Origin of the sequence: Stappia sp. P2PMeth1, from assembly GCF_900185735.1 — a bacterium.
Taxonomy (GTDB): Bacteria; Pseudomonadota; Alphaproteobacteria; order Rhizobiales; family Stappiaceae; genus Stappia.
The window spans coordinates 22,528-42,468 of record NZ_FYAW01000014.1 but is presented as its reverse complement, the minus strand read 5'-3'; the positions used below and the strand labels follow the sequence as shown (position 1 = coordinate 42,468).

Annotated in this window: 17 protein-coding genes; 16 read left to right on the top strand and 1 reads right to left on the bottom strand. The window is 68.1% G+C overall.

The window, feature by feature from the left end:
- Positions 1 to 3: 3 nt before the first annotated feature.
- The 4 genes from P2PM1_RS07075 to hypE are packed head-to-tail and all read left to right on the top strand — an operon-like array spanning position 4 to position 3,988.
- A complete protein-coding gene (locus P2PM1_RS07075; RefSeq protein ID WP_186387456.1) occupies positions 4 to 1,491 on the top strand; it encodes a sigma-54 dependent transcriptional regulator in 1,488 nt (495 codons plus the stop codon).
- Between the two features lie 3 nt (positions 1,492 to 1,494).
- The gene (locus P2PM1_RS07070; protein ID WP_186387457.1) at positions 1,495 to 1,785 is read left to right on the top strand and encodes a HypC/HybG/HupF family hydrogenase formation chaperone; all 291 of its coding nucleotides are present in this window, start codon (positions 1,495 to 1,497) and stop codon (positions 1,783 to 1,785) included.
- Entirely contained in the window at positions 1,782 to 2,918 is a 1,137-nt protein-coding gene (gene hypD, locus P2PM1_RS07065; RefSeq protein WP_186398636.1) for a hydrogenase formation protein HypD, read from the top strand. Before P2PM1_RS07070 ends, hypD begins: the two co-directional genes overlap by 4 nt.
- A gap of 47 nt (positions 2,919 to 2,965) precedes the next feature.
- On the top strand, positions 2,966 to 3,988 hold the full coding sequence (gene hypE / locus P2PM1_RS07060) for a hydrogenase expression/formation protein HypE (RefSeq protein ID WP_186398635.1): 1,023 nt from the start codon (positions 2,966 to 2,968) through the stop codon (positions 3,986 to 3,988).
- Positions 3,989 to 4,098: 110 nt separating this feature from the next.
- On the opposite strand, the gene P2PM1_RS07055 is transcribed toward hypE, so the two are convergent.
- A complete protein-coding gene (locus P2PM1_RS07055; protein WP_186398634.1) occupies positions 4,099 to 4,722 on the bottom strand; it encodes a LysE family translocator in 624 nt (207 codons plus the stop codon).
- 350 nt (positions 4,723 to 5,072) lie between these two features.
- Here P2PM1_RS07055 and P2PM1_RS07050 point away from each other — a divergent pair, with 350 nt between their 5' ends.
- The 12 genes from P2PM1_RS07050 (at position 5,073) to P2PM1_RS06995 (ending at position 19,941) form a co-directional block, all read left to right on the top strand.
- Positions 5,073 to 6,050: an acyl-CoA desaturase gene (locus P2PM1_RS07050; RefSeq protein WP_244293042.1), complete on the top strand. Its 978-nt coding sequence runs from the start codon at positions 5,073 to 5,075 to the stop codon at positions 6,048 to 6,050.
- A gap of 32 nt (positions 6,051 to 6,082) precedes the next feature.
- A complete protein-coding gene (locus P2PM1_RS07045) occupies positions 6,083 to 6,370 on the top strand; it encodes an acyl carrier protein (RefSeq protein WP_186387461.1) in 288 nt (95 codons plus the stop codon).
- A 10-nt stretch (positions 6,371 to 6,380) separates the two neighbouring features.
- On the top strand, positions 6,381 to 7,268 hold the full coding sequence (locus tag P2PM1_RS07040) for a cyclopropane-fatty-acyl-phospholipid synthase family protein (RefSeq protein WP_186398633.1): 888 nt from the start codon (positions 6,381 to 6,383) through the stop codon (positions 7,266 to 7,268).
- Positions 7,269 to 7,392: 124 nt separating this feature from the next.
- Positions 7,393 to 8,685, top strand: coding sequence for a cytochrome P450 (locus P2PM1_RS07035; RefSeq protein WP_186396163.1), 1,293 nt, complete (start codon positions 7,393 to 7,395; stop codon positions 8,683 to 8,685).
- Positions 8,682 to 9,512, top strand: coding sequence for a thioesterase II family protein (locus P2PM1_RS07030; RefSeq protein WP_186398632.1), 831 nt, complete (start codon positions 8,682 to 8,684; stop codon positions 9,510 to 9,512). Before P2PM1_RS07035 ends, P2PM1_RS07030 begins: the two co-directional genes overlap by 4 nt.
- A complete protein-coding gene (locus tag P2PM1_RS07025) occupies positions 9,488 to 11,287 on the top strand; it encodes a fatty acyl-AMP ligase (protein ID WP_186398631.1) in 1,800 nt (599 codons plus the stop codon). Before P2PM1_RS07030 ends, P2PM1_RS07025 begins: the two co-directional genes overlap by 25 nt.
- 81 nt (positions 11,288 to 11,368) lie before the next feature.
- Entirely contained in the window at positions 11,369 to 11,794 is a 426-nt protein-coding gene (locus P2PM1_RS07020) for a PaaI family thioesterase (protein WP_186398630.1), read from the top strand.
- A gap of 38 nt (positions 11,795 to 11,832) precedes the next feature.
- Positions 11,833 to 12,858: a TauD/TfdA family dioxygenase gene (locus P2PM1_RS07015; protein WP_186398629.1), complete on the top strand. Its 1,026-nt coding sequence runs from the start codon at positions 11,833 to 11,835 to the stop codon at positions 12,856 to 12,858.
- Positions 12,859 to 12,922: 64 nt separating this feature from the next.
- Positions 12,923 to 13,732 carry a class II aldolase/adducin family protein gene (locus P2PM1_RS07010; RefSeq protein WP_186398628.1) on the top strand — a complete coding sequence of 270 codons (810 nt, stop codon included), beginning with the start codon at positions 12,923 to 12,925 and terminating at the stop codon, positions 13,730 to 13,732.
- Between the two features lie 9 nt (positions 13,733 to 13,741).
- Entirely contained in the window at positions 13,742 to 14,734 is a 993-nt protein-coding gene (locus P2PM1_RS07005; RefSeq protein WP_371636472.1) for a Pnap_2097 family protein, read from the top strand.
- 323 nt (positions 14,735 to 15,057) lie between these two features.
- On the top strand, positions 15,058 to 18,078 hold the full coding sequence (locus tag P2PM1_RS07000) for an AMP-binding protein (protein ID WP_186398627.1): 3,021 nt from the start codon (positions 15,058 to 15,060) through the stop codon (positions 18,076 to 18,078).
- Positions 18,079 to 18,210: 132 nt separating this feature from the next.
- On the top strand, positions 18,211 to 19,941 hold the full coding sequence (locus P2PM1_RS06995; protein ID WP_256376454.1) for a type I secretion system permease/ATPase: 1,731 nt from the start codon (positions 18,211 to 18,213) through the stop codon (positions 19,939 to 19,941).

Genomic DNA, 19,941 nt, shown 5'->3' with positions numbered 1-19,941 from the left:
GAGATGAACGCTCCCGCATCCCGTCCAACCCTGCTTCTCGTCGACGATGAGCCGCATTCGCTGACCGCGATGCGCATGGCGCTCGAGGACGAGTTCGACATCCTGACGGCGCCGGGCGCCGAGGAGGCGCTGCAGACGCTGGAAAAGGAGTGGGTGCACGCGATCTTCTGCGACCAGCGCATGCCCGGCCGCTCCGGCGTCGAGTTCCTGGCGGATGTGCGGGAGCGCTGGCCGGAGACGGTGCGCGTCATCATCACCGGCTATACCGATCCCGGCGCGATGATGGCGGCGATCAACGACGCCGGCATCCACCAGTTCCTGACCAAGCCCTGGCATCCCGACCATCTGATGGTCGCCGCGCGCAACGCGGTGCGCCTGTTCCAGCTTGCCCGCGAGAACGAGCGGCTGGTGCTGGAAATGCGCTACCTCACCAACACCGCGAAGGAGCGGCTGGAGCGGCGGCGCAAGGCGCTGCGCGAGGGGGCGGGCTTCGAGACCATAAGCTGCGCCCCGGCCTCGCCGATGAACCAGGTGATCGATCACGCCCGGCGCTATGCCAGCTTCGACCTGCCGGTGCTGCTGACCGGCGAAGCCGGCACCGGCAAGAGCCGGATCGCCCGGGCGATGCATCTGGGCTCGCTGCGCTCGGACAAGCCGTTCTACACGTTCGACCTGACCGGCGTGCCGTCGGACCTCGCGGCCCTGCACCTGTTCGGCGCCAAGCGCGGCGCGCTGCCGGGCGGCGCCTATCGCGTCGGGCTGATGCAGCGGGCCGATCGCGGCACGCTCTATCTGAGCGGGCTCGAGACGGCCTCGCCCGAGATCCAACTGGCGCTGATGCGTGTCGTCGGCGAAGGCACGTTCACGCCGCTCGGCGGGCAGGAACTCATCGACACCAATGTCCGCCTGATCTCGGGGGCGACCAACGAACTGGCGGCACGGGTGGCGGAAGGCCAGTTCCTGCCGGGCCTCTATCATGCGCTTGCCGTCGGACGCATCGTCGTGCCGCCGCTGCGCCAGCGCCGCTGCGACATCGCCATCCTGGCGCAGCAGATCGCCGCCGATCTCTCCATCGCCCATGGCAAGCCGGTGCGCGGCTTCACCGATGCGGCGCTGGAGTTCCTGGAGACCTATGACTGGCCCGGCAATCTGCGCGAACTGACCGGCGAGGTCACCCGCATGCTGGTGTTTGCCCAGGACGACGTGCTGGGGGCGGAGCTGATTTCCCGCCACATCCTGCAGGCGATGCCCGGCGCGCTCCAGGCCGAGCGCGACGCGGCGCTCGACATGGTCCTGACCGGCGACACGACGCTGAAGGAACGGGTGGAGGAGGTGGAGACGCGCATCCTGCGCGAGACCCTCACCCGCCATCGCTGGAACAAGAGCCGGGCGGCGGCGGAACTCGGCCTCAGCCGGGTCGGCCTCAGGGCCAAGCTCGACCGCTACGGCATCGTCGACCCGAGCGGGCGCGGCGAAGAAGAGGAGGACTAGACCATGTGTCTCGGCATTCCCGGACAGATCGTCGCGATCACCGATCCCGCCAGGCTGATGGCGCTTGCCGAAGTGTCCGGTGTCCGGCGCGAGGTCAATGTCGCCTGCGTCATGGGCACCTCGCTCGACAGCCTGGTGGGCAAGTGGGTGCTCATCCATGTCGGCTTCGCCATGGCCTTGATCGACGAGGACGAGGCAGCCCGGACGCTTGCGGCCCTGCGCGACCTCGGCGAGGTGCAGGAAGCCCTCGATGCGATGGCGGAGGGCCAGCGCGCCCTGGAGGAACGGACATGAAGTTTGCCTCGGAGTTTCGCGATCCCCTGGCGGCGCGGGCCGTGCTCGCCGAGATCGCCCGGCTTGTCGAACGGATCGGCGCCTCTCGGGAAAATCCCCTGCACATCATGGAGATCTGCGGCGGCCACACCCATGCGATCTTCCGCTACGGGCTCGACAAGCTGGTGCATGAGGGGGTCGAGTTCATCCATGGTCCCGGCTGTCCGGTCTGCGTGCTGCCGATGACCCGTGTCGATGAATGTATCGAGATCGCCGAGCGGCCGAACGTGATCTTCACCACCTTCGGCGATGCGATGCGGGTGCCGGGCTCCCGTGGCAGCCTGTTGCAGGCCAAGGCGCGCGGCGCCGATATCCGCATGGTCTATTCGCCGCTTGATGCGCTGGAGCTTGCCCGCCGCAACCCGGACCGGGAGGTCGTCTTCTTCGGCCTCGGCTTCGAGACGACCACCCCCTCGACGGCGCTGGCGCTGCAGCAGGCGGCGCGGGAGCGGCTGGAGAACTTCTCGGTCTTCTGCAATCACATCACCGTGCCGGAGCCCATTCGCGCCCTGCTGCAGGATCCGGACATGCGGCTCGACGGTTTTGTCGGTCCCGGCCATGTCAGCATGGTGATCGGACTGGAGCCCTATGCGTTCATCGCGCAGGAGTTCGGCAAGCCGATCGTCGTCGCCGGCTTCGAGCCGCTCGACCTGCTGCAGTCCGTGCTGATGGTGCTGAGGCAGATCGCCGAGGGGCGGGCCGAGGTGGAGAACCAGTATGCCCGCGTCGTCCCGCGCGAGGGCAATCCCGCCAGCCTCGCCGCCATTGCCGATGTCTACGAGCGGCGACCGAGTTTCGAGTGGCGCGGCCTCGGCGAGATCGAGTCCTCGGGCCTGCGCATCCGCCCGGCCTATGCGGCCTATGATGCGGAGGCGAAGTTCGGCGTCGGATACGGCGCAGCGAGCCGCCGCATCGCCGAGCCGGAAGGCTGCGCCTGCGGTGCGGTCATGACCGGCCGGATCAAGCCGACGGCCTGCCCCAATTACGGCACCCAGTGCACGCCGGAGACGCCGCTCGGCGCCCTGATGGTCAGCTCGGAAGGCGCCTGCGCCGCCTATTGGCAGTATGGCGGGGCGCGGGCGCTGGCCTCCTGAGGCGGGCGGCGTACAGATGAGACAGTGACCGGAAGGCGGGAGCAGGAATGGCGCTTCGCGATACGCATGTGACGCTGGCCCATGGCGGCGGTGGCCGGGCCATGCGCGACCTGATCGAGGACGTGTTCACCGGCGTGTTCGACCCGCCGGGGATGGAGGACCAGGCCCGCCTGACCCATGCGGCCCTGGCCGAGCCGGGCGCCCGCCTCGCCTTCACGACGGACAGTTTTGTCGTCACGCCGCTGGAATTTCCCGGCGGCAATATCGGTCATCTGGCGGTCTGCGGCACGGTCAACGATCTTGCCGTCGGCGGTGCGCGGCCGCTCTGGCTTTCGGCGGCCTTCGTCATCGAGGAGGGAACGGACGTGGCCTTGCTGCGCCGCATCGTCGCCTCGATGGCCGAGGAGGCGGACAAGGCCGGCGTGCGCATCGTCACCGGCGACACCAAGGTCGTGGGGCGCGGCGCGGCCGACGGGGTCTTCGTCACCACGGCCGGGGTCGGGGTCATCCCGCCGGGGCGGGAGCTTGCCGCAAGTCTCCTGCAGCCCGGCGATGTCGCCATCGTCAACGGCGTCCTCGGCGACCATGGCGCGGCGATCCTGGCGGCGCGCGGCGACCTTGCCCTGTCGACCGACATCCTCTCCGACTGTGCCGGCCTCGGCCATCTCATGGAGGCGGTGATCGCCGCCGCGCCGGCAACGCGCGCGGCGCGCGACTGCACCCGTGGCGGCCTCGCCTCCGCGCTCAACGAGATGGCGGCGGCGGCCGGCGTCGGCATCGTCATCGAGGAGACGGCCCTGCCGCTGCGCGCGGAAGTGCGCGGCATGTGCGAGATCCTCGGGCTCGACCCGCTCTATCTCGCCAATGAGGGAACGCTTGTCCTGTTCGTTCCGCAGGAGGAGGCCGCCGCAGCCCTTGCGGCCATGCGCGCACGGCCGGAAGGTCGCGGCGCGGTCGCCATCGGCCGGGCGAGCGCCGCGCATCCGGGGCAGGTGCGCATGACCACGCCCTTTGGCGGGATGCGCATCGTCGACATGCTGGTCGGCGAGCAACTGCCGCGCATCTGCTAGAGCGCTTTCCGATCAGGTGAAATCACCTGATCGACAAGAATATGCTCTAGCAACCGGATTGCTGAAAGCCTTGGCGCGCCGGGCAGAGCAGATCGCGCGCGGGCGCCGGCTCAGGCCTGAACGCTGTCGACGATCAGCCAGAGGCCCGATAGTCCATAGACGGCGGTCAGCAGATAGCGGAACCCGGCCGAGTTGGCGACCTCCTCCCGCTGCAGGATGCGCGAGGAAAACAGCAGCACATAGGCCGAGAAGATACAGATCCCCAGAACCAGGCAGCCGAGGACGATCACCAGCGGCGCATGCCAGGGCGAACCCTGCCGCACGCCGACGGCGATGATCAGGATCCAGCCGACAATGGCCTTGGGGTTGAGGATCTGGATCAGAAAGCCGCGGCGGAAGTGTCCGGCAAGGCTCGTGCGCCCCATGTCCCGTCCGCGCGACGGCGTCCAGTTGCGAAGCGTCTTCCAGGCCAGCCAGACCAGATAGACCCCGCCGACGATCCCGACCGCCATCATCGCGGCCGGGAGGGTGACCAGCACCGAGGACAGGCCGATGGCGGCGAGCAGCGCCCAGGTCTGGCCCGCGGCCATGACGCCGGCCATCACCGCGAAGCCGGACGGGCGGCCCTGGCTGATCGCGGCCGAGGCGATGGTCATGTTGCCGAGGCCGGGGCTCGCGGCCCCGACGATATAGATCGCAAACGCCGAGATCATGTTGGCTTCATTGGGTGTCATGATCGATGGGGTCTCTGGATCCGGCCGGAAGACAGCGAAGGCGCGAGCGCCCCATTACAGTGTCGCGGTCGGATTTTGCAAGCGTGGATTGTGCAGGGCGTCATCAAGCCCCGACAAAATTACGCAGTTGCCGCTCTGGATATATCCTGAAAACGCCCTTCATATTCAAAGTGACTCACAAGATACTTTTAAAGTATTTCGTCAATAATATTGATAATGCTAATTTATAACAAGTGATAGATCGATGTTTCCGCCAAATTATTTGATATTGGCGACGACTATACTTGGATTTTACCGATCATCCGACGGTCCGTTCCGGCGAAGCGCGGCCTGCGATTGGAGGAAGAGCCATGTTGAACAAAGGCGAACAGATCGCTCAGGAGATGTTCCTGGAGGCGCAACTGCCCGGGCAGCCGCGCCAGAAGGTCATCGACAGTCCGCATCTGCACAAGATGCAAAGGATGCACTTCTTCCTGTTTGACGTGTTGCCGATCTTCGGAACCGTCTGCGCGATCGTGCTGCTGTTCTTCCATCCGATCTCGGTGCTGGATCTGACGCTGTTCGCCGTTTTCTGGGCGCTGAGCGGGCTCGGCATCTCGATCGGCTATCACCGTCTCTTCACCCATCGCAGCTTCAAGGCCTCGGCGCCGGTTCGCGCGGCTCTCGGCATCTTCGGGTCGATGGCCGGGCAGGGCGGGGTGATCTCCTGGACGGCGATGCACCGCAGGCACCATGAACTGGGCGACCAGGAAGGCGACCTGCACTCGCCGAACCTGCATGGCAGCGGTCTGAAGGGGAAGCTGAAGGGCTTCATCCATGCGCATTTCACCTGGATGGTGGCGCATCCCTATCCCAATGTCGTCCACTACGCGCCGGACCTGCTCAAGGACCGCGTGATCATCTGGGTGAACCGGCACTACTACACCTGGATCGTGCTCGGCCTGCTGATCCCGACCGCCATCGGCGGGCTCGTCACCCAGAGCTGGATGGGCGCGCTGACGGGCTTCCTGTGGGGCGGCATGGTGCGCATGTTCGTGGTCGAGCAGGGCATCTTCGCGCTCAACTCGCTCTGCCACCTGATCGGCCGGCGCCGCTTCGCCACCGACGACCAGAGCACCAATATCGGCTGGCTCGCCCCCTTCATCTTCGGCGAGTCCTGGCATCACAACCACCACGCCTTTCCCGCCTCGGCGTCCTTCGGGCTCGCCTGGTACCGCATCGATCCCGGCTACTGGGTCATCTGCTTGCTCGCTCTCCTCGGTCAGGCCTGGGACATCAAGGTCCCGTCGAAGGAGCAGATCAAGCGCCGGGAAATCCGCAGCGCCTGACCCCGCGCACCGAAGAAAGAGGAGGAGTTTCCATGGATCACGTGCAGATTGCGGAAAAGGTCGATGAGGCCGCCGTCTTTGCCTGGCTCAAGACCTACATCTCCAACGTGCTCGGCATGGACCAGGCATCGATCAAGGGCAGCGACGGGCTCGACTCCCTCGGCCTCGACTCCGCCCTGACCACGGCGCTGGCGATGGACCTGGAGACCTGGCTCGGCGTCGAGATCCCGCTCGCGATCCTGTTCGAGGCGGAAACGCTCGACAACATCGCCACCGGCGTCGCCCGCGAGGCCGAACGCCAGCACGTCACCGCAGGATGAGGGCCAGGCGATGAAGACCGAACAGCCCGACTACGGCGGCTCGATGTCCGCTGTCCAGTACCACTACGATGTCAGCCGCGACTTCTACCGCCTGTGGCTTGATGAATCGCTCACCTATTCCAGCGCCCTGTGGGAGGGCGAGGACGACACGCTCGCCGCCGCCCAGCAGCGCAAGATCGACCATCACCTGCGCGAGGCACGGGTGGAGGGGGCGGAATCCCTGCTTGATGTCGGTTGCGGCTGGGGCGCCCTGGTGCGCAAGGCCAGCAGCTATTCCGGCCTCAAGCGGATCGTCGGCCTGACGCTCAGCGAGGACCAGGCGGACAACGTGCGCGGCTTCGGCATCCCGCAGATCGAGGTGCGGCTGGAGAGCTGGACCCAGCACAAGCCGGACCGGCCCTATGACAGCATCATCTCCGTCGGCGCCTTCGAGCATTTCGCCAAGCCCGAGGACAGCCGCGAGGTGAAGATCGCGACCTATCGCGACTTCTTCGCCACCTGCGCCGCGTGGCTGACGCCGGGCGGGCGCATGTCGCTGCAGACCTTCGTCTACGGCACCATGCGCAACGAGGAAGCCAGCCAGTTCATCAACGAGGAGATCTTCCCGGCCGCCGACCTGCCGCGGCTGGACGAGATCGCCGCGGCGGCGGACGGGGTGATGGAGGTGACCTATCTGGTCAACCACCGCCTGCACTATGCCCGCACCTACGATGCCTGGGCGCGCAACTTGCGCCGGCGCCGGGCCGAGGCGGTGGCACTGGTCGGGGAGACCGTCACCGAGCGCTACGAGCGCTATCTCAAGCAGACCTCCATCGGCTTCTACACCGGCAAGATCGGGCTGCTGCGCATCTCGCTGCGCCCGACCGACCGGCCCGTGTCCGAACTGTCGAGGATGTGAGGGGAGCCGGGTCGGCGTCCTTCGCCGGCCCGCATCGGCATCACCACCGGCGGCACCAGCCGTGCCGCCGGACGCCCCCGCCTTGTCTCCGTCTTGCCCGTGTCCAGGATCAGGGAACAGCGTCATGACCGTCACCGCCCCAGCAGCAGATCCCCGTGCAGGCAGCGCCGCTGCCCGCGCGCCGGCCGGCCAGGACATCGTCTTCAACCCGCTCGATCCGGCGTTCCGCGCCGACCCCTATCCTGTCTATGCGCGGCTGCGCCGCGAGGCGCCGGTGCTGCGCACCAAGGGCACCTTGGTCCTGTCGCGCTATGAGGATGTGCTCGCCGTCATGCGCAGCCGCAAGTTCAGTGTCCGCCTGATCCCCGACACGGTGGTCAAGCAGGCCGCCCGGCTGCGGTTCGACGACTACGGGCAGATGCTGCGCTTCCTGCAGACCTCCATCGTCTTCACCGACAATCCGGAGCACATGCGACTGCGCCGGCTGGTCAACCAGGCCTATTCCAACGAGGCGATCGCCGCTCTCCTGCCGGTCCTGACAGAGCGGATCGAGCGGCTGCTCGCCGCCCATGCCGCGCGCGGCGGCTGCGATATCATGGCCGATATCGCCGCGCCGCTGCCGATCGACGTGCTGTGCGACTGGATGGCGGTCGAGGAGGCGGCCCGCCCCGGCATTGCCGAGAAGGTCCATGCCGTGCGCTACCTGCTCGACCCCGGCATGATGAACCGCGCCGCCTTCCAGAAAGCGGCCAGCAGCATGCGCGAGCTGACCGGCTATTTCGCCGAGCACGCGGCCCGCATCCGCAAGTCGGGCAAGGACACGATCATCGCCCGCCTGTGCGAGGCGCAGGTCGACGGCGCCGGCCTCACCGAGGAGGAGATCGCCTTCGCCTGCGTGATGTCCTTCGTCGCCGGCACCGAGACCACCCAGTGCCTCATCGGCAACCTCGTCGATGCCATTCTCGACCATCGCGAGCAGTTCGAAGCCCTGGGCGAGGACGAGGCCGCGATCCGGGCGGCGATCGAGGAGGTGACGCGCTACGAGACGCCGCTGCAGTTCACCAAGCGCCTTGCGGTGGAGGACTGCACCGTCGGCGGTATCGACATTGCCGCCGGCGAACAGATCCTGCTCTGCCTCGGCTCGGCCAATCGCGACGGCGAGGTGTTCGAGGATGCGGACGCGTTGCGTCTCGACCGCAAGGGCACCGCCCATATCGGCTTCGGCTTCGGCATGCATTCCTGCCTCGGCGGTCTGCTCGCCCGCGTCCAGGGCGCCGCCTTCCTCAAGCTGCTGATGGCCGGCTATGGCGACCTTGAGCGGGTCGATCCCGAGCGCCGCTGGCAGGCCAACAGCCTGATCCTGCGTGGCCCTGAGCGCCTCGACATCCGCTTCTCCAGCCAACGGGGGACGGCGTGAGCGCGCAGGCGGAGATCTTTGCCAGCGACCGGGCGCGGGCGGCGGTCGACCTTTACGTCTTCCACCATGCCGGTGGCAGCCGCCACTCCTTCGCCGCCTGGCAGTCGAAGTTTCCCGCCGAGGTCGCCCTGCACCGGGTGCAGCTTCCCGGCCGCACGGCGGAGACCTGCGACGTGCTGCCGAAATGGGCCGGCGGGCTCGTTCCCGGTCTTGTCCGCAATTTCCTGCAATCGCGCGCCGGATCGCGGCGGCCTTTCGTCTTCTACGGTCACAGCTTGGGTGCGCTGATCGCCTTCGAACTGACCCGCTTCCTGCGGCTGGTCGGCGAGGACATGCCGGCCGGCCTCGTCGTCGCCAGCCGCCGCGCGCCCCATTGCGAGCTGAGCCATGGCGAGCTCTTCAGCCTGCCCGACGACGAGTTGGTGGCCGCGCTGCATCGCCTCGGCGGCGTGCCGGCGCATATGCACGGCAAGGAGGACTGGCTGCGCCAGGTGCTGCCGGTGATCCGCGCCGACCTGCGGCTCTCCGACATCTACCGCTATGCCGGCCAGCCGCCGCTCGATTGTCCGATGCTGGCGGTGAAGGGCGTCGACGACCCGATCATGTCGCTGCGCGAACTCCTCGAATGGTCGGCCCACACCACCGGCAATTTCACCTGCGGCGAGCTGCCGGGCGCGCATTTCTTCGATGCCGACGGGACGCGCCGCCTCGAGGCACTCCTTGTCAGGACCCTGGCCCGCTGGGCCGAGTTCGACCCCACCGGCATGCCCGCCCGTCCCATCACCGTTCCGGAGGTAAGACCATGCTCGACAAGAGCCGGGATCTGAGCAGCATCAGCGTTCCCACCCTGTGGGGCCTTCTCGATGCCTATGCGGCCGCGCGGCCCGACGACCGGGCCTTCCTCTATCTCGGGCCGGAGAATGTCGAGCAGGAGGCGCTCACCTACGCCGAACTGCACCGGCTGGCGCGCATCTACGGCCAGCGGCTGCGGCAGCACACCCGCCCCGGCGACCGGGCGATCCTGATGTTCCCGACCGGCCTTGCCTTCGTCGTCGCCTTCTTCGCCTGCCATTTCGCCGGCGTCGTGCCGGTGCCGATGGTGCCGCTGAAGGGCGCGCGCCTGCGCAACACCGTGCATGCCATCGCCGAGAACGCGGCCGCCGCCGTGGTGTTCAGCAACGTCGACCAGGCTTCGCTGGTTCATGCCCAGCTCAGCCCGCTGCCGAGCTATCGCGGTGCCGCCTTCATCGCCATCGATCTCGACGAGACAGGCGCAGCGCCGACGGCCGACCCGCATGAGGCGCTGCCGCATGAACTCGCCTTCATCCAGTACACGTCCGGCTCCACCTCGGTGCCGCGCGGCGTCATGGTCAGCCACGCCAATCTTGCCGCCAATCTGGAGATGATGGCCGAGGCCTTCGGCAATGACGACAGCCCGACCTATGTCGGCTGGGCGCCGCTCTATCACGACATGGGGCTGATCGCGAACGTGCTGGAGCCGTTCTATCTCGGCACGTTCTGCATCCTGATGTCGCCCAATCTCTTCGCCCACCGGCCCTGGCTGTGGCCGAAGGCGATCAGCGACTATCGCGCGGTGGTCAGCGGCGGACCGAACTACGCCTATGACCTGTGTATCGAGCGCCGTGACCTGATCCTCGACGCCAGGCTCGACCTGTCGTCCTGGAAGCTCGCCTTCAACAGTGCCGAGCCGGTGCGCGCCGGCACGCTTCAGCGTTTCAGCGAGGCCTTTGCCGGCATCGGCTTCCGCCCGCAGACCTTCTACCCCTGCTTCGGCATGGCGGAGGCGACGCTGCTGATCACCGGCGGCAGCCGCAGCGAGGTGCCGATCCTGCGCCCGGTCAGCCGTGCCGGCCTTGCGCGGGGCTCGGCCCTCGCGCCGACCGATGAGAAGGACGAGACGCAGGCGATCGGCTGCGGCCGGGCGCTGCGCGACGAGACGCTGCGCATCGTCGACCCCGAGACCTTCGACGCCATGCCCGATGGCGAGATCGGCGAGATCTGGGTCGCCGGCCCGCATGTGCCGCTCGGCTATTTCGACAATGAGGAGGTCTCGCAGCGCACCTTCCATGCCCGCATCGCCGGCGAGGAAGACGGCGAGCGCTACCTGCGCACCGGCGATCTCGGTTTCGTGCTGGACGGCGAGCTCTATGTGACGGGCCGCCACAAGGACCTGATCATCGTCCGCGGCCACAACGTCTATCCGCAGGACATCGAATATGTCGCGGAGCGCGCCTGGCCGGGGCTCAAGACCAATTCCGGCGCCGCCTTCGCGATCGAGGACCCCGACAGCGGCATCCAGACGTTGGTGCTCGCCCAGGAAGTGCGGATGGGCAACCGCCAGTCGATCGACATCGACGCGGCGACGCGGGCGATCCGCCAGGAGATCCTGCGCGAGGCCGACGTCACCTTCCACAAGATCGTCCTGCTGGAGCCGGGCTCCATCCCGAAGACGTCGAGCGGCAAGATCCGCCGGGCCGAGACCCGCAAGCGCTATCTCGACGAGACGCTGGCGATCCTGGCGAGGCGGGCGGCGCCGGCTGCCGAGGCGGAGCCCGCGAAGGCGGCGAGCGGCGACGACTGAGGAACTGACGATAAGGCGAAGGAGGGGGAGGGACCGCCCGCGGCGCCCGACCTTCGCACCCAGGCGAGGTGAGACGGGACCATGGCCGAAGACAAGCAGCCGGTGATGTCGCGCGAGGAGATCGCGGCGGTGATCGGCAAGACGCCGTTTGCGATCTGGGTCGGGGCGAGCCTCGACACCTATCGCCACGGCGAGGTCGAGATCAGCATCCCGATGCGCCGCGAACTGACCCAGCATCACGGCTTCGGCCACGGCGCGATCATCGGGTTCCTGGCCGACAGCGCCTGCGCCTGGGCGGCCGCCTCCGTCGCCGGCGATGTCGTCACCTCCGAATACAAGCTGAACATGTTCGCGCCCGCCGTCGGCCAGACCCTCGTCGGCCACGGCCAGGTGCTCCACTACGGCGGCCGCCATGCCGTCTGCCGCGCCGATGTCTACGCCCTTGCCGGCTCGCGCAAGAAGCTGGTGGCGACCGCGCTCGCCACGATCTTCCAGGTCAAGCCTTAGAGCGAGTTTCCGATCCACCCCAACCAGGAGTTCGCGCCATGCAGCATGTTGAAAGCACTCTCGGTCCCGACATTCCGATCGTGGTCTGGTCGCCCGCGGACGGTGCCCCGGTCGGCCTTGCGGACCTGACGGCCTATCTGGCCGATGCCAAGGACCGGATCTCCGCGCAGCTCGACGAGAACGGCGGCGTCCTGCTGCGCGGGTTCGATTGCGTCCACACCTCCGGCGACTATCAGAAGGTGCTCGACGTGGTCGCGCCCGACCTGATGGACTATGTCGGCGGCACCTCGCCGCGCAAGGTCGTCAACGGCCGCATCATGACCGCGACCGAGATCCCCGGCTCCTACTCGATCCCGCTGCACCAGGAAATGTCCTACACGGACAATTCGCCGGACCGGATCTCCTTCTTCTGCGAGCGTCCGCCGCAAGAGGGCGGCCAGACCACCATCGGCGACATGCGCGCCATCACCCGGGCGATCGACCCGAAGGTCCGCGAGCGCTTCGAGACCCATGGTGGCGTCCAGCTCTGCCGCAACCTGCCGCTGCCCGAGAAGGTCGCCTCCCGGCCGGGCGTGCCCAAGACCTGGCACGAGGTCTTCGCCACCGACCGGCGCGAGGAGGCGGAGAAGGTCGCCGCCAAGTCCGGCTGGCGCTACGAGTGGCTCGACGACGGATCGATGCAGCTCTGGCAGGAGGTGCGTCCGACCACCCGGCAGCATCCGCGCTCCGGCGACGATGTCTGGTTCAACCAGGTCCACATCTTCTCGCCCGTCTCGGCGCTGAAATGGGCCCGGCTCGACGGCCGCACCGAGGCCGCCGACCGGCTGGCGCGGGCGCTGGAGGAGGCGCCGCAGCTTCTCGACCACATGCGCTATGGCGATGGCAGCGAGATCTCGGCCGAGGACGTGCTGCACATCTATGACGTGCTGCTGGAAAACGAGAAGCCGGTGCAGTGGCGGAAGGGCGACGTGCTCGTCCTCGACAACATCCTCGTCGCGCATGGCCGCAAGCGTTTTTCCGGCGACCGCAGCGTGCTCACCGCCTTGATCCAGCACGCCCACTGAAACGAGAGCCTGCGGCCCGGTGGCCTGTCCGCCGGACCCGCCCCCATCCGAACGGGAGACAGCCATGCTGAAGACGGTTTCCAGCACCAAGTCCGGCGAGGCACAGGACGAGATCGCCGCCGAGGAGCGGCGGCTGCGCGTGCAGCTTGCCGAGTTCTACCATCTCGTCGCCTATCTCGGCTGGACCGAGATGATCTTCAACCACATCTCGCTGCGCGTGCCCGGCCCGGATCGTCACTACCTCGTCAATCCCTTTGGCCTGCACTACGAGGAGATCACCCCGGACAACCTCGTCAAGGTCGATGTCGAGGGGAACCTGGTCGAGCCGTCGGACTATCCGGCCAACCGGACGGGCTTTGCCCTGCACGGGGCGATCCACGAGGCGCGCGACGACATCCACTGCATCGCCCACACGCACACGACGCCGATCTCGGCCATCGCGCTGAAGGAGGGCGGCTTCACCTATGACGACTTCTACGGGGCGCAGCTCTTCGGCCGGGTCGGGTATCACGCCTTCGAGGGGGTGACGGTCTTTGCCGACGAGCGCCCGCGCATGGTCGCGAGCCTCGGCGACAAGAGCGTCCTGGTGCTGCGCAACCACGGCATCGCGGTCGGCGAACGCGACGTGCCGCGCACCTTCTGGCTGCTCTACAACGCGCAGCGCGCGGCCGAGATCCAGTGCCAGGCCGGCATGCTGCCCGGCGCCAACACCCCGCTCACCGACGAGGTGCGGCTCCGCAGTGCGGCAGCGGCGGAAGAGCTGATCGCAGGCGATGCCTTCGCCGCCAAGCTCTTCGACGCGATGATGCGCAAGGTGCGCCGCGACCGCGGTCCGCTCTGGGCCAGGGACACCGGCACCGACCGGCTGGAATAGGCGGCGCCCGTGGTCGGCGAGACAGTCCGATCTCGAAATCGCGGAGGATCACGTCCCGTGTCACTGCAACAGAGAAACAATCCCCCAACCCGTCCAGGGGCCCTGTCCCAGCGGGAGCGGGCGGCAGGGTGGGCGAGTACCCATCGGGTCCATCTCGGCATGCCGCATCTGGCCTTCAGCGGGCTTTCGGAGGCCTGGTTGCTGAAGGAACTGGGCCATCGCCACTGGATCCAGCTTGCGCGCATGGCGGAGCACGACTTCCCCGACTTCTACGACGAGGCGGGACACACGGTCTATGCCGCCTTCCGCTCGGTACGGATCGAGGGCGCGCGTTTCGACCTTGCCAAGGAGAACGACACGCTGGTGATCCGCTCCAGCCTGTTCCGCCTGTCGCGCACCCAGGTGCAGAGCGAGCACCGGCTCAGCATCGGCGGGGCGCTGCTCGGCATCGTGCGCATGGTCTCCGTCTTCGTGCATCGCAACGGCCAGACCTCGAACCGCTCGGTGGTTCGGGTCGAGATCCAGGGTCTGCCGCCGGTCTCGCAGGCCAGCAAACCGGATCTGTCGGGCGTCGACGGCAACCTGTGGATCTGGGACGACGGGGCTGCGGCCACTGCCGATCACCGGCCACAGCTCTTCTTTCCCTGTCCCTCGCAGGATTTCAACGGCGCCGGCTTTCTCTATTTCGCCAATGTGCCGGCCTTCGTCGACCGGGCGGAATGGAACGTCGATCCGGACTTTGCCCGCAACGCCATCACCCGCTGGCGCAGCGTCGCCTATCACGCCAACATCGACCCCGGCGAGGCGATCTCCATCGAACTCGTCGACTTCGAGCGCGACGATCTGCTGTGGCGCCATCGCGGCCGTGTCACCCGCGCCACCGACGGCAAGCATATGGCCGACGTCCTGAGCGTGCGCAGCCGCGTCGAGGTCGCCGGCTCGCGGCGCGCGCCTGCGCATCGGGAGGTCGAGTGCCGCGACCGGTCGGATTGCCCGGGCTGAGCCGACCGCCGGCGGGGCGACCGGACAGGGCATTGGGAGATTGCCGGCGCGGCCCGCGGCCATGCGTATTCAGGTACTCGGCCGCCCGCCATCTTGCGTCCGGTCAGTCGCGATTTCCCTGCGTGGTTGTCACAGTGCAAATTTTACATCGCTACGTTGTCGTGCTACCCCTTTCCTGGTCCCACCGAACCGCGGACACTCTGTAAGCTCATGCCGTTTCAAGGCAAATCCGTCCGGATGGCGGAAGCGGGCAGGCCGCTGCCGGCCATATTGCGTTCGTCCCGTTCTGGCTGTGGGTCGGCCTCGCCCTGTGGGAGATATTGATGACACAGTCCGTGCTGCGGCGGATCGAGGAACTGGCCTTCGATCAGGGCGACCGCGTCGCGATGGAGGAGGGGCCGCGCCGACTGACCTATGCCGGCCTGCACGAGGCGATCCGCAGGGCCGGCCGCCAGGGCCTTGCCCGCTCCGCTCCCGGGCTTGTCGGGATCAACGGCCGCCCGTCGATCGAGGCGGGCGTCGGCCTTCTCGCCGCAATGGCCTCGGGCGATGTCGCCGTGCCCGTCGACGAGCGCCTGCCGCTCGCCCGCCAGCAGGCGCTACTCGACTGGTGCGGCAGCTTGAGCGACCAGCGGGAGATTGCCGGCATTGTCGCGGAGCTCGACGGCAAGGTGCCGCTGCCGGATCCCTCAAGCGGCATCACGCCGCGCGCCGCGCGCCAGGCCGCCTATATCGCCTTCACCTCCGGCACCACTGGCGAACCCAAGGCCATCGAGGGCACGATGGAGGGCATCGACCATTTCATGGCCTGGCAGTCGGGCCTCGTCGGCAGTTTCTGCGTGGCGCCGCGGGTGTCCTGGCTGACGCCGCTCTCCTTCGACGTGATGTATCGCGACCTCTTGCTGCCGCTGGTGACCGGCGGCACGCTGGTCATTCCGGATGTCGAGGCCGGGTTCAACATCGCTTCCGGCTGGCACTGGCTGGCGGCGCAGGGGATCGATATCGCCCATGTGGTGCCCTCCATCGTCTCCGCCTGGCTGACCTCCGGCGATCTGCCGCAGCTCGACGTCCGCGCCATGTTCTTTGCCGGCGAACCTTTGAAGGTGCCGCTCGTTGCCGCTCTGCGTCGCCGCTATGCCGGACGCATCTACAATCTCTACGGCCCTTCGGAAGGCACGATGGCGAAGTTCTGTCGCCTGATCGACGAAGGCTGCCCGACGCGCGGCGCGCTCTATCCGGTCGGCCGTCCCATCGGCGAGGACGTCTCCTTCGACCTTGCCGAGAACGGCGAGATCGTGCTGGCTTCGCCCTACCTGACCAACGGCTACCGGCGCCGCGACGGCAGCGGCGATCCGTTCCCGCAAGCCCGGCCCGGCTGGTACGCCTATCGCACGGGAGACCGGGGCGAGGTTATCGGAGACGATCTCTTCCTGCTCGGCCGCCTCGACACCCAGATGAAGGTCAACGGCATCCGCATCGAGGCCGGCGAGGTGGAACGCCTTGCCGAGGCTTGCGCGGGCGTCACGCGCGCGGTTGCCGTCAAGCTGTCGCCGCCCGAGGTGCCGGGCGAGACGCTCGCCCTGTTCTGGCAAGGCGCGCCGGACGTGCAACCGGCCCTGCGGGAGCGGCTCTCCGATGCCCTGCATCCGGCGGTGATGCCCTCGCTTTACCGGCGGATCGAGAGTTTCCCCGTCACCTTGAACGGCAAGGTCGACCGCGCAGCCCTCTCGGCGCAGGCGGCTGCGGCGCTTGCCGAGGAACAGACGGGCCTTGCCGAGACGGGTGAGGGCGACCCGGCGGAGCGTCACGTTCAGCAGGTGATCTCGCAGGTGCTGCGCCGGCCCTGCGGCCTCGATACGGATTTCATCGGCCTTGGCGGCAATTCGCTGATGTTCGGCCTGATCGCCCTGCAACTGGAAACCGCGTTCGGCATCGCCATTCCTCAGCCGCGCTTCTACGAGGCCGGCACGCCGCGGGCCATCGCCGCATGGTTTCTCGGAAATGGCGGGCAGCTCCGCCAGACTGCGGACAACGGGAATGCGACCGGCGCCCCCGCCTTGCCGGACGCGGCGGAAGAGGATTATCGGCCGCTCACCAGCCGCCAGCAGACGATCTTCGACATCTTCTGCAAGGACATTTTCGGCGCGGCCATCAACATGATCCTGCAGATGCCGTTCCGCGCCGCCGAGGCCGAGCGGTTGAAGCGCGTCCTGCTGCGGCTGATCGAGCTCAACGACTGCTTCCACCTGCGCTTCCGCCGCGACGGCGAGACGCTGCTGCAGACCATGGTCTCGAACGGCTTCGGTCCTGCGGACTTCGAGGAGATCGAGGCAAACGATGCCGAGTTCGACCGGCTTTCCACCGCCTTCGGCGAGCGGACCTTCGATCTCGGCGGCGAGCGGCCCTTTCGGATCCTGCTGCTGACCAGCCCGTCGGATGCCGGCCGCCTCATCCTGTCCATGCACCATCTCATCAGTGACGGCATGTCGCGCGAATATATCCGCCGCGACATCGAGGACGCGCTGGCCGGCGCGCCGGTGCCGGTGCGCGGGTCGTTCCGCTCGGTCCTTGCCGCCGAGACCGGCGACAGCCGCGCCCGCGCCACCGCCTTCTGGCAGGCGCAGATCGCGGGCGCGCCGCCGATGCCGCGCTTCGTCTCCGGCCTCGATCGGAAGAACCTTTCGGCGCGCATGCTCACCGTGCCGCTCGGCGTCGATCACGACGCGCTGCTGGCCCATGCCCGGGCGCTCAATGCCAGCGTCTTTCCCTATCTGATGGCGCATTTCTACCGGGCGATGGCCGCCCATTGCGGTGTTTCGGACCTGATCATCCGGGTGACGACCCATGGGCGCTACCGCCCGGAACTGCTGGACACGCTGGGCCTGCTGTTCAGCGCCGTGCCGCTGCGGATCGACGGGGCGGATCAGAGCACGCCGGCCATCGTCGCCGGCCTGTCGCGTCTGCTGGAGGCCGCCCGCGAGCACCAGGATGTCTGCTTCCGCGACCTTGCCCGCCTGATCGGCGAGCCGGACGACGCGCATCTCCACCCGGTCACCGGTATCAGCTTCGCGCTCGACGGCTATGACGTCAGCGAGGCGATGCCGGCCGGCCTGTCCCTCGACGCGATCCCGCAGGTCGTCCGGGCCTCGCTGCCGCATGAGGCGCTGGTCTTCGCCCGCACCTATAGCGACGGCTGCGTGCTGCGGTTCCTCTACCGCCCCAAGGCCTTTTCCGACGCCGATATCCGGTCCATTGCCGGCCACATGCGCGAGACGATCGCGGGGGAACTGGCGGAGGCGACACAGGCGCAGGAAGCGGTCCTCTGCGCCGTGCGGCGGGTTTGACGGTGGCCGGAGTGCCGCGCATCCCTGCCGAGCACCGCGTTAATCGCCCCAGGGCCAGCGAAAAATGCTAGTTTTCCGCAGGATGCCGTGGCAAGCGGATATCAGGTGATGCACAGCGGTCGGGACTGAGACTTGCGCAAGGACACATCGAGGACGGATTCCCTTGCGGGCCCTACGGCGGTGGACGGGGTCTTCCGCGCGGTGCGCTCCGCGCTGTTCGGTGTCGCGCTGGTCAGCCTGCTGGTCAATCTGCTGATGCTGACCGGCCCGCTCTACATGCTGCAGGTCTATGACCGGGTCCTGGCCAGCGGGTCGGTTCCAACGCTCCTGGTGATCAGCGGCTTCGCCCTCGTGCTCTATACGGTCTTCGGCCTGCTTGAGGGCCTGCGCTCGCGCATCCTCTCGCGCATCGGCCAGCGCATCGACGCGCGGTTGTCGGGCCTCGCCTTCATCGTCTCCAGCCGGCTGCCGCTGCGCCTGGGCGCGGGCGCGGCAAAGCTGCGACCGGTGCAGGATCTCGACGCGGTCCGTACCTTCATGTCCGGCCCCGGCCCGTCGGCGATCTTCGACCTGCCGTGGATGCCGGTCTATTTCGCCCTGCTCTTTCTGTTCCATCCGCTGCTTGGCTGGCTCGCCATCGGCGGCGCGGTGCTGATCTGCATCCTGATCGGCCTCAACGAGGCGACCTCGCGCAAGCCGGTCTCGGAGGCGGCGCGGGCCTCCAGCCGCCGCGCCGCGGTGGAAGAAGCCGGCCGCCGCAACGCCGAGGCGCTCGGCGCCATGGCGATGGAAGGCGCCCTGATGCAGCGCTGGGAGCGCGAGAACGAGGCCTTCCTGGACGTACAGCGCCGGGCGCAGGACTGGTCCGGCTTCTTCGCCACTGCCATCAAGACCGTGCGCTTCCTGTTGCAGTCGGCGGTGCTCGGCCTCGGCGCCTGGCTCGCCATCCTGCACGAGGTGTCGCCGGGCGTCGTCATCGCCGGGTCGATCCTCACCTCCCGTGCGCTGGCGCCGGTGGAACAGGCGGTCGCCCACTGGCGATCCTTCGCCGCCGCCCGTCTCGGCCGCCGGCGCCTGCGCGAGGTCTTCGCCAAGCTCGCCGACGCCGACATGGAGCGCCTGGAACTGCCCCTGCCGCAGCGCGGACTCACTGTCGAGCACCTGGCCTGCGGCCCCGCCGGCATGAACCGGCCGGTGGTGCAGGGGGTTGCCTTCGAGCTTGCCGCCGGCGACGGCCTCGGCATCATCGGCCCCTCCGGTTCGGGCAAGTCGACGCTCGCCCGCGCCCTGGTCGGCCTGGCGCCGCCGCTGCACGGGGCGGTGCGCCTCGACGGCGCGGAACTGTCGCAATGGCCGCCGGCCCGCCGTGGCCGCATCGTCGGCTACCTGCCGCAGGACGTGCAGCTCTTCGACGGCACGGTGACGGAGAACATCGCCCGCTTCGAGCCCGACGTGGAGGCCGAGGCGGTGATCGAGGCCGCGCGCATGGCCGACATCCACGACTTCGTCACCGGCCTGCCGGAGGGCTACAACACGCTGATCGGCTCGGAAGGCATGATGCTGTCGGGCGGGCAGCAGCAGCGCATCGCGCTGGCCCGCGCCCTGTTCCGCAAACCCTTCCTGGTGGTTCTGGACGAGCCGAACTCCAATCTCGATTCCGACGGCGAAGCGGCGTTGACCAGAGCCATCCGCGAGATCCGCGCCGCCGGTTGCATCGTCGTGGTGATCGCCCATCGGCCGAGCGCCATTGCCGCCGTCGACAAGGTCCTGTGCCTGCGCGACGGGCGCATGGCCGCGTTCGGGCCGAAGGAGGAGGTGCTGAAGCGCGTCGTCGCCCCGGTGCCGCAGTCGGGGGTGGCGTGA

Bases quoted from the DNA above. Each gene is read 5' to 3' on its own strand.
- P2PM1_RS07075 (WP_186387456.1), top strand. From the start codon at position 4: ATGAACGCTCCCGCATCCCGTCCAACCCTGCTTCTCGTCGACGATGAG.
- P2PM1_RS07070 (WP_186387457.1), top strand. From the start codon at position 1,495: ATGTGTCTCGGCATTCCCGGACAGATCGTCGCGATCACCGATCCCGCC.
- hypD (WP_186398636.1), top strand. From the start codon at position 1,782: ATGAAGTTTGCCTCGGAGTTTCGCGATCCCCTGGCGGCGCGGGCCGTG.
- hypE (WP_186398635.1), top strand. From the start codon at position 2,966: ATGGCGCTTCGCGATACGCATGTGACGCTGGCCCATGGCGGCGGTGGC.
- P2PM1_RS07055 (WP_186398634.1), bottom strand. From the start codon at position 4,722: ATGACACCCAATGAAGCCAACATGATCTCGGCGTTTGCGATCTATATC.
- P2PM1_RS07050 (WP_244293042.1), top strand. From the start codon at position 5,073: ATGTTGAACAAAGGCGAACAGATCGCTCAGGAGATGTTCCTGGAGGCG.
- P2PM1_RS07045 (WP_186387461.1), top strand. From the start codon at position 6,083: ATGGATCACGTGCAGATTGCGGAAAAGGTCGATGAGGCCGCCGTCTTT.
- P2PM1_RS07040 (WP_186398633.1), top strand. From the start codon at position 6,381: ATGAAGACCGAACAGCCCGACTACGGCGGCTCGATGTCCGCTGTCCAG.
- P2PM1_RS07035 (WP_186396163.1), top strand. From the start codon at position 7,393: ATGACCGTCACCGCCCCAGCAGCAGATCCCCGTGCAGGCAGCGCCGCT.
- P2PM1_RS07025 (WP_186398631.1), top strand. From the start codon at position 9,488: ATGCTCGACAAGAGCCGGGATCTGAGCAGCATCAGCGTTCCCACCCTG.
- P2PM1_RS07020 (WP_186398630.1), top strand. From the start codon at position 11,369: ATGGCCGAAGACAAGCAGCCGGTGATGTCGCGCGAGGAGATCGCGGCG.
- P2PM1_RS07015 (WP_186398629.1), top strand. From the start codon at position 11,833: ATGCAGCATGTTGAAAGCACTCTCGGTCCCGACATTCCGATCGTGGTC.
- P2PM1_RS07010 (WP_186398628.1), top strand. From the start codon at position 12,923: ATGCTGAAGACGGTTTCCAGCACCAAGTCCGGCGAGGCACAGGACGAG.
- P2PM1_RS07000 (WP_186398627.1), top strand. From the start codon at position 15,058: ATGACACAGTCCGTGCTGCGGCGGATCGAGGAACTGGCCTTCGATCAG.